We start from the raw sequence: 15,969 nt of genomic DNA on the forward strand, positions 1-15,969 counted from the left end.
ATTCGCCATGACTTCTCCTGTGCGTGTGCCCGCCGACGTCGACCGCCCGGACCGGGTGCTCGGACCATTAACAGCCCGGCAACTCGCGATCCTCGGCGTCACCGGCCTCCTGCTCTACGGCCTGTACTCGCTGACCCGTGGATTCGTGCCGCTGCCGGTGTTCCTCATCGTCGCCATCCCGGTCGGGATCACGGCCACCGTGCTAGCTCTTGGACAGCGTGACGGGCTGCCCCTGGACCGCCTCGCGCTCGCCGCGATCCGCCAGCACCTGTCGCCGCGGCACCGGGTCGCCGCGCCCGAAGGCGTCCGCACGGCCCCGGCCTGGCTCACCGCCCAGCACTCCGACACCCGCGCCCGTAGCCGTGACGGACGGCGTCGGTCACCGGCCGGGACCGAGCCGGTGTCCCCGGCACCGTTGGAGCTGCCCGCCCACGGTGTCGCCGACACCGGCGCACACGCCGGGATCGTCGACCTCGGCGCCGACGGGCTCGCCGTCATCGCCGTGTGCAGCACCGTCAACTTCTCGCTGCGCACACCCGGGGAACAAGAGGCGCTCGTCGCCAGTTTCGCGCGCTACCTACACTCACTGACCGCGCCCGTGCAGATCCTCATCCGCGCCGAACGGCTCGACCTCGCCCCGCAGATCGCCGAACTCCGGACCCACGCCGGCGGGCTCCCGCACCCCGCTTTGGAAGCGGCCGCGCGGGACCACGCGGACTACCTCGCCGAGCTCACCGCCCAGGCGGATCTACTCCGCCGCCAAGTGCTGCTGGTGTTGCGCGAACCGCTGCGCACCGGCCCAGCCCCCGCCGCCGCGTCGAGCGTGCTGCCCTGGCGACACCACCGCCGCGACAACGGATCGGTGGAGAACGGAATACGGCAGGCAGCCGAGCAACGCCTGGTGCGCCGCCTGGACGAGGCCGTAGAGCTGCTGATCCCGGCCGGGATCGTGGCCACCCCGCTCGACGCCGCCGCCGCGACCGGCGTTCTCGCGGCGGCCTGCAACCCCGACACCTTCCTGCCGCCCTCGGCCGCACTGGCGGGGGCCGACGAGGTCGTCACCTCCACCACCACCTTCACCGACCTCTACGGCCCCGACGACCCCGCCGGCGATGCCGATCTCGCGGCGGCGTCTCATCCGGCTCCGCCGCGTCCATCCACTGTCGCGCCGCGCTCCGGTCGCTCGCAGGCGCCGGGCCCGTGGCTGGCTGAGGACGAGGACTGGGACTACGACGACGAGATCGAAAGCAGGTAACCCCTGATGGCACGCACCAGAAACCACAGCACCGTGGCCCGGTCCGGGTCGGCGGGAGCGTTCACCCCGGACGCGCTGTCGGTGTCCGCCCGGCACCTCGAGGTCGGCAACGAATTCGTCGCGAGCTTCGGCGTCACGGGCTATCCGCAGGAGGTCTACCCCGGCTGGCTCGCCCCGCTGCTGACCTACCCCGCCCGCTTGGATGTCTCGGTCCACGTCCAGCCCGTCGACCCGGCGACCGCGGCCAGCGGACTGCGCAAGCAACGCGCCAAACTCGAATCGTCCCGCCGCCACAACGCCAAGCATGACCGGCTCGACGACCCAGACCTCGACGCCGCCGCCGAGGACGCCGCCGACCTCTCGCGCAGCATCGCCCGCGGCGACGGACGCCTGTTCCGCTTCGGGCTGTACCTGACCGTGCACGCCCCGGACGAAACCTCCCTCGCTGAGGAGGTCTCCGCGCTGCGGTCGCTGTGCGCGTCCCTGCTCTTGGACGCCAAACCCGCGACCTATCGGGCTTTGCAGGGCTGGGTGAGCACCCTGCCGCTCGGACTCGACCCGCTCGGTCTGACAAGGACGTTCGACACCGCCGCGGTCAGCGCCGCCTACCCGTTCACCTCGCCGGACCTCCCGCCGACCGACCCGACCACGTCCGCACCGTCCGGGGTCCTCTACGGCTACAACGTCGGCTCCTCCGGGCTGGTGCATTGGGACCGGTTCGCCTGCGACAACTACAACTCCGTCGTCCTCGGCAGGTCGGGCGCGGGCAAGTCGTACTTCGTCAAGCTCGAGACCCTGCGCAGCCTTTACCGCCGGCTCGGCGACACCGAGAACGGGTGGGCCACGCACGGAGTCCAGGCATTCGTCATCGACCCCGAAGACGAATACGCCCGCTTGGCCTCCCAAGTCGGCGGCACCTACGTCCACCTCGGCGCGGGCGGAGTCCGGCTGAACCCGTTCGACCTGCCCGTGCACCTCGGCGCGAACGGACGCCGGACCGCGCCACAGGACGCCCTCAAGCGGCGCAGCTTGTTCCTGCACACCGTCTTGGCTGTGCTGTTCGGCGCGGAGGTCACCGCCGCCGAACGAGCCGTGCTCGACACCGCGATCACCGCCACTTACCACCGCGCGGGCATCACCGGTGACGCCCGCACCTGGACGCGCCCGGCGCCACTGCTGCGCGACTTGCGCGACGTGCTCGCCGCCACCGGCGACGGTGGTGACGCGATGGCCGCCGACCTCGCCGCCCGGCTGCACCCGTTTGTCGATGGCTCGTTCGCCGACCTCTTCGACGGACCCACCACGACCACCCCGGACGGGCACCTCGTGGTGTTCTCCCTACGCGACCTGCCCGACGAGCTACGCACGATCGGCACCCTGCTCGTGCTCGACACCGTCTGGCGGCGTGTCTCGAACCCGGCTGACCGCCGTCCCCGGCTGGTCGTGGTCGACGAAGCCGGAGTCCTCATGCGCCAGCAGGAGGCGGCACTGTTCTTACTGCGCCTGGCCAAAGCCGCCCGCAAACACTGGTGCGGGCTGACCACCGCCACCCAGGACGCAGCTGATTTGCTCGGCAGCGACTTGGGCAAAGCCATCGTGAGCAACGCCGCGACCCAGGTGCTCCTTCGCGCGGCGCCGCAGGCGATCGACGAGATCGCCGAGACCTTCGACCTCTCCGTTGGAGAGCGGCGGTTCCTGCTGTCGGCCGACCGCGGCCAAGGCCTGCTCAGCTCCGGCACGCTGCGAGTGGCGGTCCAGTCACTGGCCTCGCCCACAGAGAACTTCTTGATCACCACCGATCCCGCCGAACTGGCCCGGTTCGCCGAACAGGACCCGGATGCCACCGACAGCGGCCTCGCCGACGCCTACATCGACCTCGGCCCCACCGAGACCACCGGCTCTGTCTACGAGGCCGGCAGTGCCGACATCGACGACGGGTTCGACGACGCAAGACAGGTCGACCTCGACACCGCGTGATCCCGGCCCCGTGCCGCTTCCCGGCTTTCCCTCGTCTCACAGGAGTTTTCCCGGAATGGAGTTCCGTCATGTCCGTACACAACGCGGCATCCCCGGTGACGCAGAACGGGGTGAGTGACTATCTGCGCGACCCCGGCGGCGTCACCGGTCGCCTGCTCACCGCCGCAGGCGACTGGGCACTGACCTGGGGACCGGTCATCGTCCCGGCCCTGGCCGTCGCCCTGGCGGGCGCTGTTGTCGCGCGCCGCTGGTGGCGTAGTCGCCGTCACGCCGCGCTGCTGGCCGATGCTCGCCGGATCACCGTTCTCGCCCCGCCGACCGTCGATCCCGCTGGCGGGGCCGCGGTCTGGTCCAATCTCGTCGGTCTCCTCCGCCCCGCCTGGCGGCGGTTCTGGGCCGGGCAACCTCATCTGGCGATGGAGTACGTGTTCGGCGAGCACGGCGTCACCGTGCAATTCTGGGTCCCCGGCCTTATCCCACCCTCACTGGTGGAACGGGCGGTCGAGGCCGCCTGGCCCGGCGCCCACACCCGCACCAACCCAGCCACCTCACCCTTCCCCGCGCTGGAGACCGGGCGCCGGCGGATCACCGTCGGCGGCCAGCTACGCCTCGCCCGCACCGAGGCCCTCCCGATCCGCACGGCGTTCGACGCCGACCCGATCCGCGGTCTGCTCGGCGCGCCGGTCGGACTCAGCCGCGACGAGCGGGCTTGCGTGCAGATCCTCGCCCGCCCGGTCACCGGCCGCCGCGTCGCCCAAGCCCGCCGCGCCGCCCGCCGGGTCCACCACGGCTCCTCGGGACGGCTCGGGGGACGGATCCTCGACGCGATCACCCCAGGCGCGAACGCCACCCGCACTCGCCGGACCTCGGACTCGCGACGCATCAGCCAGGATCCGCAGCTGTCGCTGGAATATTCGACACAGAACAAGGCGATCGTGAACAAACAGCGCGGTTCGCAGTACGAGACGGTGATCCGGTACGCCGTGACCACCGACCTCCCCGCCGACGCTACCGACGACCTGGCACGGCAAGCCCGTGACACCGCGCGCGGGCGGGCGCACGCGCTGGCCGCCGCGTTCGCCGCCTACACCGACCACAACCACTACACCCGCACCCGCCTCCACCGGCCCGCCCGCGCGCTCGCCGACCGGCGCCTCGGCCGTGGAGACCTACTCTCCGTGCCTGAACTCGCGGCGCTCGCGCATCTGCCCACCGACGCCGAGATCCCCGGCGTCGAACGCGCCGGTGCCAAAGCCGTCGCCCCACCGCCCGGCATCCCCGCCCCGGGTCCGGGCGTGATGCCGCTGGGGCACTCCGACACCGGGCATGCCCGGCCGGTCGGGCTGCGGCTCGCTGACGGCCGCTACCACCTGCACCTGATCGGGCCGACCGGTTCCGGGAAGTCCACCTTGCTCGGCCAGATCATCCTCGACGACGTCGACAACGGGCGTGGTGTCGTCCTGATCGACCCGAAAGGCGACCTGGTCACCGACATCCTCAACCGGCTCCCCCGCAGCGCGGCCGAGCGGGTGGTGCTGTTCGACGCCGACTCCCGGCACCGACCACCCATCCTCAACCCGCTGGAGGGCGGGGAAACCGACCGTGAGGTCGACAACCTCGTCTCCGTCTTCCGCCGCGTGTACTCGGCGTTCTGGGGACCGCGCACCGACGACCTCATGCGCGCCGCCTGCCTCACCCTGCGCGCTCAAGAAGCCGTACCAACCCTCGCCGACCTCCCGAAACTCCTCACCAGCGAAGCCTTCCGATCCCGCATCACCACCGGCCTCACCGACCCCGTGCTACGCGGATTCTGGGAGTGGTACGACGAACTCACCGACAGCTCCCGATCCCAGGTGATCTCGCCGCTGATGAACAAACTCCGTGCGTTCTTGCTGCGCCCCTTTGTAAAAGAAGCCATTGCCGGAGGACGCTCCACAGTGGACATGTCACAGGTGCTCAACGAGGGAGGGATCTGCCTCGTGCGCATCCCCAAAGGCTCCCTCGGGGAAGAGACCACCCGGCTGGTCGGGTCTCTGGTCGTGGCACGAACCTGGCAGGCCACCACCGCCCGCGCCAGCGTCCCGCAGCGCCTGCGCCCCGACGCGCACACCGTGATCGACGAGTGCCACAACTTCCTGCATCTCCCCTACCCCATGGAAGACATGCTCGCCGAAGCCCGAGCGTTCCGGAACGGATTCATCTTGGCCCACCAGCACCTGGGCCAGCTATCGAGAGAACTGAAAGAAGGCCTCTCCACCAACGCCCGCAACAAAATCATCTACTCCTCATCACCCGAAGACGCCCGCGAACTCGCCCGCCACACCACACCCCGGCTCTCCGAACACGACCTGTCCCACCTCGGCGTCTACCACGCCGCCGCACGCCTGGTCGTGCACGGCGAGGAAACCGAGCCCTTCACCATGGCCACCACACCCCTGCCCGACCCGATCCCCGGGCGGGCACGCGAAATCCGGGCCGTGCTCCGCGCCCAGCGCCGCGCACACAACACCGCAACCAGCACGACCTCCCGCGCCGGAAGCCCAGCGGCCGCCACCACCGCGACGCGGGTAGAGCGCCGGGTCTCCCCGCCCCGGCCGCCCCGGACCGACCCACGCCGTACCCGTCCCTAGGCGGCCCGCCGGACGCGGATTTGCCTTCGCGCCACACGGAAACAGTCCGCTGCCGCCCCGGTTCTCATCCGTGGCCTGCATCGGTCTGCCCACAGCAATTGTCCACAGCCTGTTGACAATCAAGGGAGCGTTCGTTGATCACGACCACTACGCGCCAGCACACTTTGCGGGATCATTTGCCCGGACGTCATACCGCCCGCGCCGCCAGCTCGGTCGAGCACCAAGCCATGCTCGCCTCCCGCCTCACCGCCCGCGACAAGTGGCTCCTGGCCCTGCTGCACGAGCACCGGGTCCTGACCAGCTTCCAGATCCAGGACGCGGCCTTCCCCTCCGGTCGGTCGGCACGCCAGCGGGTGCTCGACCTCTATCTCTGGCGCGCGATCTCCCGGTTCCGGCCGTTCCAGCAACTCGGCTCCGCCCCGATGCACTACGTCCTCGGCCCGGCCGGCGCCGCCGTGCTCGCCGCCGAACACGGCCTCGAGGTCAAGGAACTCGGCTACCGGCACGACCGCGCCATGGCCATCGCCCACAACCAGCGCCTCGCCCACACCGTCGGCGTCAACGACTTCTTCACCTCTCTCATCGCCCGCACCCGCCACACCAAGGCCGACGAGGCGGTGACGGCCTGGTGGTCGGAATCCCGCTGCGCCCGTCACTTCGGCGACCTCGTCATCCCCGACGGCTACGGCCGCTGGCGCACCCACCACCACGGCACCACGAAGGAGGTGGAGTGGTTCCTCGAATTCGACACCGGAACCGAGTCCCTCACCAAGGTCGGCCGCAAGCTGGCCGGCTACGCGCGGCTGGCCGAGTCGACCGGGATCGCGACGCCGGTGCTGATGTGGCTACCGACCACCCGTCGTGAAGCCGGTGCCCGCACCGCCCTGGCCCGCGTCCACGCCGGACTCGACGCCCCTCGCACGGTGCCGGTAGCCACCGCCGCGGCCGACCTGCTCGACCCCGCCTCGCCGCATCCGAGCCCGGCCGAGGCGGTCTGGCTACCACTGACCTCGGCCCGCACCGATCGCGCCGGCCCGCGCTACAACCTCGCCGACCTTGCCGACGCCTGGCCCGGCCTGAAACCACCGGCCGGCCCCGGCACCGAGGACGGTGACGGCGAGGCCGCCGCGGCGGCGGCGGCGGCCTCGCCGTACCGACTGCCACCACCGAGTCCAATCCCACCGCGGGCAACGCCGAACCGGATCGCGCGCGGCGAGAACTGACCTGGCAGCGACAGCTCGTCCGCAACGCGGTCCCGTTGCCACCTGTCGCCGTGAAAGGAGTTCGATCCAGTCATGGGAAGCAAACTCGGGGCCGCCGTCGCCGCCGTGGTCCTCGCCATTCCGCTGCTCATCGGCGCCGGTGTCGCCGGCATCGTCAGCTCGTTGTCCGGCGGCAACGGCGCGAGTTCGCTGATCTGCACACCCGACGGGGCGATGACCGCCACGGTGGCGGGCCTGACCGCCGAGCAGATGGGCAACGCCGCCACCATCGTCGCGGTCGGCAGACAGATGGCGATACCCGAGCCGGGCTGGGTGGTCGCGATCGCCGCCGCGATGCAGGAGTCCAAGCTCCGTAACCTGCACTACGGCGACCGCGACTCCCTCGGACTTTTCCAGCAACGCCCCTCGATGGGCTGGGGCACCCCGCAACAGATCACCACACCGACCTACGCGGCGGCCAAGTTCTTCGAGCGCCTCAATGCCATACCGAACTGGCAGAGCATGAGCGTCAACGACGCCGCACAGACCGTGCAGGGCTCAGGGTTCCCCAATGCTTACGCACAGCACGAGGACATGGCGCATGCGGTCGTCGCGGCTGTGTCCGGGGTGCGCTGTCAGCCCGCGCCCACTACGGCCGGAACTGGTGACTGCAACGACATCCAGGCGCCGAACGCTGCCGCGATGACCGCCATCAACTATGCGTGCGGGCAACGAGGGTTGCCGTATGTGTGGGGCGGCAACGGTCCGTTGAACGGCGACAGCGGATTCGACTGCTCAGGCTTGACCAAGGCCGCCTACAACGCGGCCGGAATCTCGCTTCCCCGCACCGCACACACTCAATACCACGCCGGGCCAGGAGTACCCGACGGGCAGCTCCTGCCGGGCGACCTCGTCTTCTACGGCACACTCTCGAAAATCCGGCACGTCGGACTCTATATCGGGGCCGGGAAGATAGTGAACGCCCCGGACTTCGGTCAAGTCGTGCGAATCGACGACTACCGCCATCCCGGCGACGACTACGCGGGCGCCACACGGCCCGCACAGTGATCTCGCTGCAAGCGAGCTCTGCTGCCCGCGCGGATCTTGTGCCTCAAGTCGCAGTACAAAGCAGCCTTCGAGGTCGGCGGATCGTACGCGTGGCTTTGCTTTCGGCTGGTTTCATAACGCCATCCACGCTTGACCTGTCGCGAATGTCAAATGCGCGCCGTCGTTACCGTCGAGGCTATCGCCGAGAATTCCCGATCCCGTGATATTACACGGATGCGTCGAGTCAAAACCTATACCTGGCTTGACATCCCGACGTGTATGGAGCGTCCCTGGACATGTCATAGCGCGGATCGCGCACCGCATTGCCACAGGGATGTGTCTCTTATGGACGGACTACACGCTACCGTTCCCGGCTGTGCCGCGGCGTTGCCGGAAGGCGAGGGGTGGGTGGCGATGCCGTACAAACCGGCATTCCCCGGCATCATCCCCGCCGACGAGACACCACCGGGCGTCATCGAGGACCAGACCCGGTTCCCCGCCCTGCACAACCTAAACAACGACGCCGAGGTCGGACTGCGGTGCCGCCCGACCGTCGCGCGCTGGATCGGAATCCATCTGGAATCGTTCTACAGCAACGCCGACTACCGCTTCACCTGGTATGGGGACGCCCTGGAAATCCACGACGGCGGCCCCTGGGGCGACGCCGACGGTTCACCGCCGCGCGTGATCCGGCCCGGGGACGACGGCCGTTACGAGATCCGTGACCTGTGGTACCCCGTCGCCCCGGCGGCGGTCGGCGAGCTGTATCAGCGGCATCCTGACGCGCTGGTCACGCTGGCACGCGACGACACTCCGGCCCCCGTCCCGCACATGGTGGCGTACCTGACCGATCATCCCGGTGCGCCGTTGTCGTTACGGCGCAACATCGAGACCGCGCTGGCGAAACTCGCCACTGACCTGGACCGGTGACCACCGATGACAGCGGTGGTCACGGCCTACGACGTCCCCGAGATCCGGGCCCGCATGACCGAATGGACCCGGGACCCCGGCCTGGACGGCGCGGGCAACTGGTATCGGTTCTTCGTCGGCACCCGGCCCGAGGACTCGGCGGGAGAACCCGCCTTCCCGCCACTGGATGACGTCGGCGCCACGATCGCGGACACACTCCGAGCCCAGATCCCGGCCGCCGAACTGTTCTACGTCTCGGCCAACCTGACCGACCTCGCCAGCCACGCCGCGACCACGCTGGCCGACTACCGACTCCATCCCGAAGACCTGCCCGCCCCCGTGGGACTCATGGTCTACGAACACCCACCCGTCACCCAGACCGCCAACGCACTACACAACGACGTCTCCCTCGTGTCGTGGGGTCCCGGGCGTGGCGGCCTGTGGGTGCAGACCTGGGGCACTATCCCCGATCCCCTGCCAACAGCGGTCGATGTGGGCCGCAAGCTCGCCCGGCTACCCCGCGACTACGCCCTGTCCCAGATGCGGAAAGCCGCCGCGCTGAACCTGCCGCTACCCGCCCTGGACAACAAACCCTCCAGCCACGACGACGCCGTCGACCAAGCCGCCAAACACCTCCTAGCCACATTCATGAGCAATACCGAACGCGCACCGATCCCGCCGAGCTTCTCCCCGCCACACGGCTACCAATGGTGCGGTATCACCCCCATGACGTTCACGGACATGAAGGGCTGGCCCAGCGCACTGACCGAAGGCACCTCCGCCGCCACGATCGACGCGCAGCTCGCGTTGCAGCGCACCATCCTCACCACCTGGCTCCTGATGGGCCAGACCCTCGTGCGTTCCGAACGGATAGCCGCGCCCCGCGCCGCCCGCCGCCGCATCGAACGCTACGACCCCGCCCTCAATCAGGGCGTCCGGCTCGTCGACCTGCGCCGCGCCCGCACCACACCCGCCGACCGCCACAGCGACGCCTTCGGCCAAGGCACACGCGAATACCACCACAGCTGGATCGTGAGCGGCCACTGGCGCAACCAGTACTACCGCAGCCGAGACGACCATCGCCCCATCTGGATCGCCGACCACCTCGCCGGACCAGAAGACAAACCCCTCATCGGCGGCGAACGCGTCCACGTCCTGCGCCGCTAACCCGGACACAGCCACCCGCCGTGAGACGAGCGCGCCGCGACTGTCCACAACAGACGACCTGCACCCGCAGGCGATTGAGAAACAATGGGAAGGAACCCGCAACATGACCACCACAGAAAGCATCGGCACCCCGGTGACCCAACCAACTCCGGCCCCCGTGGCGATCGTGGGCGATTTTCACGACGACACCGCCGAGCTGCCGCTCCGGGATATCGCCGCCCGCATCCGCGAGGACCTCGTCGCGATCCAGGAAGACGACATGATCCACGCCGACGCGGAGTTCGCCGTCGCGGCGGATGAATCCGGTCCGCAGAACCAGATCCGCATCACGATCACCGGACTGCCCCACAGCGACCACGGCACCGCCGACGCGCCGACCATGGACCTGACGCGGGACGTCTTCCGGTCGGCATTCGCACTCGCCAGCCACTACAACCGGTTCGTCAGCAGCCCCTACCAGCTGCGGTACCTCGTGGTCATCCAAGCCGTCCACAACAGCGGCACCGTCTACGCCGAAGGCGTCGGCGGCATCGGTCTCTGGGGCACGCTGCCCCAGACCTGACCCGCCCCGAAACGACAACATGCCCATTACGGGGCGCGGCCACCACGGGCCGCGCCCCGTAATGGGTCGTTAGCTACGGACACCGTCGCCTACACAGAGTGCCGCCCCAGTTGCGTGACACCCGGAGCGAATCGCGAAACGCCGAAACAGCTGACGGCGGCCGCCCATACGTGGGCCGTTCGTATTGTGCAAACACTAAAACACAATGTGTCCACATGAGACACGTGTCTTGTTTGACGGATCGCTTGACAATGGCGCGGTGACGAAGCGTCCATAGACGTGTAGCCCGAACAACCGGATGCGCACCGGCGGGCCAACGCCCCGGCCGGGGCATGACCATCCCATTCCATACCCCAACGCATGGAGTCCGTCATGTCCCGCAAGAACCGCAACATCAGCACCGCCCCGGTCCCCGATGCCACCGACAGCGACCGCCACCTGCACGCCGTGTCCGATGCACCCAGCACACAGAACACGCCCACCACGGAAGACAAAGTGCTGGCCGCGCTGACCGCCAATCCCGCCTCCACGACCGCCACACTGGCGATGGCCGCCGAAGTCGGCCGTTCGACCGCCGCGAAGATCTTGGCCCGCTGGGGACGCGACGGCACCGCGATCCGGACCGCCGGAGACGGCCCGCGCAACCCCGACACATGGACGCTCGCCCCGTCGGACCGGGACACCACCGCGCCCGATACCGACGACGCACAGCCGGACGCTCCGGCGGGCAACACCGCCGAAAGCAGCGAAGCGACGAAGACCGTATCCGACGCCGACGACGCCCCGAAATCCACCGCCACGGACACCGCCCAGGACGATGCCGGTCCGACTACTGCAGCCGACGACGCCGGAACCACTCCCTTGCCCGACACGGCTCCAGAGGATCCGACGGACGGCGCGACCAAACCCGAACGGTCTGTGACGGGGTCGCCTGCGGCCACCGACACCGCACGCCCGGACAAGGACCGACTGCCCAAGGGCGGGCTGCGAGCCATGGTGGAGGAGTACCTGACCGAACACCCGGGCGAGGACTTCGGGCCCGCCAAAATCGGCAAAGACCTCGGCCGTTCGGGCGGCGCGGTCAACAACGCCCTAGAGAAGCTCGTCGCCGACGGGTACGCGCGCAAAACCTGCGAGGCACCGAAGCGGTTCGCCATCAACCCGGACAAGACCGACGTCCCGAACACGAGCGACGATGCCACCAAGCCCGCGCTGAAATCCTGACGCCCGCCCGCCTAGTCCGCGCGCAGGACCGCCCCTTGGGCAACCGGTCCTGCGCGCAGACTTCTCATAACTCCGGCGCGCTAGTCCAGCCCCCCGTTAGCGCCGCGACCGCCTACGCCACGGGTTAAGCGGGCGATGGCCAGCGATAACCTCGACCGCGCCCGTCCGGTATGGCGGTGGCACTATTCCGGCCGCCCACTGGCGGCATCGTTCCCCGCCCCACGGGCACGAACGTGGTTGTTTCTTTTCTTGCCCCATACCGTCGATGGGCCGCATCCCATGCACTGGTGACAGCGGGCGCCTGTCCGCTACGCGTCGATGATGGCGTGCAGCAGGGCGCGGGTTTCGGCGTCGGTGGAGTAGAGCACGGTGCCCGCCTTGGCGCGAGTGAGCAGCACGCGGTAGGTGCGGCGCACCCATAAGTCGACGTCGGCGGCCATCGCGCCGTCGAGGGCGTCGTCGCGGGTGGCGGCGGGGTCGGTGATCCACCGGTCGTCGCGCCACAGGAGGTCGGGGCCGAGGATGACGCCGCCGTAGTCGTACTCGAAGCCTTGCGCGCTGTAGACGTTGCCGATCTGGCCGGCGCCCGCGGGATCGATCGCCCACAATGGCGAGGGCGGCAGCCCGTTGACCGAGCGCTGGCCCTTCACACTCCACGGGCGGCGCCAGTCGCCGATCACGATGTCCTCGACCAACGGATTTCCTGGACTCGCGTCGCTCCACGGCCAGCACAACCCGGCCGTGATCCGGGCGCTCGCCCCGACCTCGGTCTTCGGACGCAGCAACTGCTCCAGCTCGCAGGGGCTGTCGGCCACCCGCAGCTCGAACCGCGGCGCGGCGTCCTTGTCCCCGCTCCAGGAGGTCGGCGGGCTGAGTGGGTCGTCGAGGCCGAGTAGGCGACGGACCCAACTGTCGTAGCGGACGTTGTGATGGCGGTGCTGGCTCGTCAGCTCGGCGATGCGCACGGTGGTGCCGCAGGCTCGGGCGGCTGTCGCGAGGTAGTCGCGGGTGCCGATTTGCCCGGGACGGATCGCCTGGTCCTCGTCGAGGAGGAACACCACGACACGGGCGGTCTCGAGCAGCTGTGCGGCCTGGGTGCGGTCACTGCGGCGTGAGACAGGGGTGTAGCGGGTGTTCGAGGTGGCACGCAGTTGGTGCGCGTCGTCGCACACCAGCAGGTCCAGCCCGTCGGGCTCGGTGTCCGTGGCGGTGCCGAAGTACTGGAAGAGCTTCTGGGTGGCACGGGAGCCGTGTCCGGCGGTCTTGCGCAGCGCAGTGGTGAACGCCTGCGAGCCGGTGGCGTGGCGGGCCAGGTAGCCGGCGCGCACCGCCTCGCCGAGCAGAGTCAGCGCGAGGGCGCTCTTGCCTGTGCCCGCAGCGGCGGCGACCACCACAACGGCCCTCGGGCCGTCCTTGTCGGCGAGGCACCGTCGCACGTGGTCGAGGACGGTTTGCTGATCGTCGGACAGGGCGAACACGTCGACGTGGGTGAGTGAGCGGGCCGCGAGATCGAACAGCGTGGGCGCCGCGGGGCGCGAGGGGGATCCTGCGGTCGGCATGATGAGTTCGGTCCTCCTCACTGGTGAGACGAACGTGCGTCAGGGTCTCAGGACGTCGGCCCACACCTCCACCGGATCCGTCACCTGCTCTGGCGGCGGTGTCGCGGCCGGGCGCACCCTACCCTCGGATTTCTCCGAGACGGGATCTGGTGCTCGCCCAGCGAGCGAGGTCGGGTGCGCCGGGCGAGCCCGCGGCGGTGCAGAGTGTGGGTCATCGCGGTTCTGCTTCGACGGTCGTTATCTGGTGGCCGGGACGAATCCAGCGGTGGGTGTCCGGGTCCCAGGTGGCGGTGGTCATCAAGCGGTTGAGGTCGGGGAGCCCTTCCCCGTATGTCCAGCCGAACTCGAAGCATTCGGCCGCGCCGGGCCATCGCCCGGACCAGGTGTCTTTCGGGCATGGGCATGCTTCGTCGTGGCCTGTGCGCTGCAGCCCGGTGGCCAGACAGCGGGCCACGTCGCACCACTCGTGGTGAACATGGCCGATCTCGGCGTGACAGTCCGGGCATGACGGCTCCAGCGACGGGGTCGTGGGCTGGGTGCTCATGCCGACCTCCTGGTCGCGTTGTGCTGGCTTTCGAAGTACTCGTTCCACTCCTGTGTTTCGCCGCTCACGTAGGTGTCATGCAGGCGCACATCGGGGTTCGCGAGCAGGTGACGGTGCGCGTAGACCACTCCGGCTCCGGAGGTGATGGCCTCGGCGAGCCGAAGATGCAGATGCGCCCAATCGAGGCAGCGCCGGTATTCGCCCTGGTCGACGGCGCGGCTGCTCAACGTCGGGTAGATCGCGCGGGCCCGGGCGAAGAGGGCCGCTGCGGCGGCGCAGTGCTTGGCAGCGCTGCGCGGCTCCCCCGCCTCCGTGGCGGCGGAGTCGGCGGGTGCGGTGTCCGGTGACATGGTGTCTTCTCCTTCAGGTTGTGGTTCTGGGAGACGGAGGTCAGTAGGTGGTGAGCACTGCGCGTGCGCGGAGGTCGTCCAGCACCAGGTGCGGGGTGTGGCGCTCGTCGGTGGCGATGCGGACTCGCACGCCGAAGCGGGGCGGCCCGCCGGAGGGGTCGGTCCATCCGTAGAGGGCCGGTAGCTGGGCGAGCGCGTGTGCGATGGCTTCGGCGGCTGGATCGCCGTCGTGGTAGCCGAAGACCTCGAATGCCAGCTCCACGTCCCTCTCGTCGGCAGTGAGGGCGTAGCGCAGGTGCGGCGGCAGCTGTGCCCGGAGCTCGGTGAGGGCGGCGGGTTCGCCCGGACCGGGTGGTCCTGTGACATCAGCGAGGATCCGCAGTCCGAGCTGGGTTAGGTCGTGTTGATAGGTGTCGCCCAGCAGTGGGCCGTAGCGGCGGGCGGTGGTGTCGGCGGCGTCGATCCCGGTGTAGCCGCAGCTGTCGCGCATGTGCGGGAAGGCCAGTGGTGTCTCGTCGGGCCCGGGTGGGATGTACTCGTCGGCGCGCAGCGACCACCGGTCACCTCGTCGCGCGGTCCACACCGCGTCAGTGTCGAAGGCATACACGTAGTCGGTGCCGTGGCTGGTGGGCCAGGGCCACGGCCACTCATGGTTTCCGAGCGTCACCTCGCCGGCTTCGTGGATCTCGGCGGTGCGCAGGAAGAGGGCGACGAGGGTGATGAATCCGCCCGCGGACCGGGCTCGCGTGATCTCGTCGAGCCAGCGGCCGTTGCGGGTGCCGAGGTGGACCGATCCGAGCCAGTCGGCGTCCGGGCCGCGTCCGAGGTAGAAGTCGTGCGTCGTGCTGCTCATCCGGCGTCACCGCCGATGATCGGCATGTCGGCGGGTTTCTCCCGCATCAGCGGCATCGGCACCGACGGTGGCGCGGCCGGATCACGCAGCCACGCGTACAAATCAGGCGGCCCGAGCGGGTCGTCCCGCTCGGGAAACCACGGGTTGCGCGGATCGATACGGTGCCAGCGGACACCACCGCCCACCGTGGCGAACACCGCGCCGTCGCCGGAGTCGAAGGCGATGATCCAGCTGCTGTTGTGGCTGGAATACCACGGCCACGGCCAGCCGCCCTCGCGCCGATACGCACGGCCGAGACGTTCCTCCTCCCACACATCGAAAGCGTCGGCCACGGCCGCGCGGAAGATGGCCTCGGTGGTCGCGGTCACCGCCAGCCGCACCGGTGGGACAGCGAGGAAGTTCTCGGGATAGCACTCCCCCTGCAGGGAGCCGATCCACTCCGCGTCCTCGCCCCGCCCGAGGTAGAAGTCGGTGTTGCTCGACATCGCCAAGTCCTCCTTATCGTGACTCATGGGGGTTCGGGCTCACGGGTGCCGGGACACAGGCGTACGGATCGGGCGGCGGATATGGTGGAGCGTCGCCGTCGTGGGTGGCGTCCTGGTCGTGTTCGGTGGCGCGGCCGAGGATGTAAGCGAGCACGATCACCGGGGTCCACGGGCCGGGCAGCATCACAGCCAGTACTGTCCACAT

Annotated in this window: 15 protein-coding genes; 9 read left to right on the forward strand and 6 right to left on the reverse strand. The window is 69.5% G+C overall.

Going from position 1 to position 15,969, the window contains the following annotated elements; translation table 11 throughout:
• Positions 1-7: 7 nt before the first annotated feature.
• The 9 genes from NQK81_RS21865 to NQK81_RS21905 all read left to right on the forward strand — a co-directional run bounded on the left by NQK81_RS21865 (position 8) and on the right by NQK81_RS21905 (position 11,973).
• Positions 8-1,255, forward strand: a complete 1,248-nt coding sequence (locus NQK81_RS21865) for a PrgI family protein (protein WP_257489585.1) — start codon at positions 8-10, stop codon at positions 1,253-1,255.
• Between the two features lie 6 nt (positions 1,256-1,261).
• Positions 1,262-3,232 (forward strand): VirB4 family type IV secretion system protein, encoded by a 1,971-nt coding sequence (locus tag NQK81_RS21870; protein ID WP_257489586.1) that lies wholly within the window; start codon positions 1,262-1,264, stop codon positions 3,230-3,232.
• 68 nt (positions 3,233-3,300) lie between these two features.
• Positions 3,301-5,862, forward strand: a complete 2,562-nt coding sequence (locus NQK81_RS21875; protein WP_257489587.1) for a type IV secretory system conjugative DNA transfer family protein — start codon at positions 3,301-3,303, stop codon at positions 5,860-5,862.
• A gap of 134 nt (positions 5,863-5,996) precedes the next feature.
• Positions 5,997-7,085 (forward strand): replication-relaxation family protein, encoded by a 1,089-nt coding sequence (locus NQK81_RS21880; protein ID WP_257489588.1) that lies wholly within the window; start codon positions 5,997-5,999, stop codon positions 7,083-7,085.
• A gap of 72 nt (positions 7,086-7,157) precedes the next feature.
• Positions 7,158-8,132 (forward strand): C40 family peptidase, encoded by a 975-nt coding sequence (locus NQK81_RS21885; protein WP_257489589.1) that lies wholly within the window; start codon positions 7,158-7,160, stop codon positions 8,130-8,132.
• A gap of 393 nt (positions 8,133-8,525) precedes the next feature.
• A complete protein-coding gene (locus NQK81_RS21890; RefSeq protein WP_257489590.1) occupies positions 8,526-9,041 on the forward strand; it encodes a hypothetical protein in 516 nt (171 codons plus the stop codon).
• Positions 9,042-9,047: 6 nt separating this feature from the next.
• Positions 9,048-10,187, forward strand: coding sequence for a hypothetical protein (locus tag NQK81_RS21895; RefSeq protein WP_257489591.1), 1,140 nt, complete (start codon positions 9,048-9,050; stop codon positions 10,185-10,187).
• A gap of 103 nt (positions 10,188-10,290) precedes the next feature.
• Positions 10,291-10,749, forward strand: coding sequence for a hypothetical protein (locus NQK81_RS21900; RefSeq protein ID WP_257489592.1), 459 nt, complete (start codon positions 10,291-10,293; stop codon positions 10,747-10,749).
• A gap of 372 nt (positions 10,750-11,121) precedes the next feature.
• Positions 11,122-11,973: a hypothetical protein gene (locus tag NQK81_RS21905; RefSeq protein ID WP_257489593.1), complete on the forward strand. Its 852-nt coding sequence runs from the start codon at positions 11,122-11,124 to the stop codon at positions 11,971-11,973.
• A 308-nt stretch (positions 11,974-12,281) separates the two neighbouring features.
• Here the strand turns inward: NQK81_RS21905 and NQK81_RS21910 are convergent, their stop codons facing one another.
• From NQK81_RS21910 to NQK81_RS21935, 6 genes are all read right to left on the reverse strand, one after another.
• Entirely contained in the window at positions 12,282-13,532 is a 1,251-nt protein-coding gene (locus tag NQK81_RS21910) for a DNA/RNA helicase domain-containing protein (protein ID WP_257489594.1), read from the reverse strand.
• 211 nt (positions 13,533-13,743) lie between these two features.
• Positions 13,744-14,076, reverse strand: a complete 333-nt coding sequence (locus NQK81_RS21915; RefSeq protein WP_038520583.1) for a hypothetical protein — start codon at positions 14,074-14,076, stop codon at positions 13,744-13,746.
• Complete coding sequence (locus NQK81_RS21920) at positions 14,073-14,426, reverse strand: hypothetical protein (RefSeq protein ID WP_257489595.1); 354 nt, start codon at positions 14,424-14,426, stop codon at positions 14,073-14,075. The genes NQK81_RS21915 and NQK81_RS21920 overlap by 4 nt, the downstream gene beginning before the upstream one ends.
• Positions 14,427-14,466: 40 nt before the next feature.
• Positions 14,467-15,279: a hypothetical protein gene (locus tag NQK81_RS21925; protein WP_257489596.1), complete on the reverse strand. Its 813-nt coding sequence runs from the start codon at positions 15,277-15,279 to the stop codon at positions 14,467-14,469.
• Positions 15,276-15,764: a hypothetical protein gene (locus NQK81_RS21930; protein WP_257489597.1), complete on the reverse strand. Its 489-nt coding sequence runs from the start codon at positions 15,762-15,764 to the stop codon at positions 15,276-15,278. The genes NQK81_RS21925 and NQK81_RS21930 overlap by 4 nt, the downstream gene beginning before the upstream one ends.
• A gap of 13 nt (positions 15,765-15,777) precedes the next feature.
• Positions 15,778-15,969: a hypothetical protein gene (locus NQK81_RS21935; protein ID WP_257489598.1), complete on the reverse strand. Its 192-nt coding sequence runs from the start codon at positions 15,967-15,969 to the stop codon at positions 15,778-15,780.

The organism is Amycolatopsis roodepoortensis (assembly GCF_024628825.1).
GTDB lineage: Bacteria > Actinomycetota > Actinomycetes > Mycobacteriales > Pseudonocardiaceae > Amycolatopsis > Amycolatopsis roodepoortensis.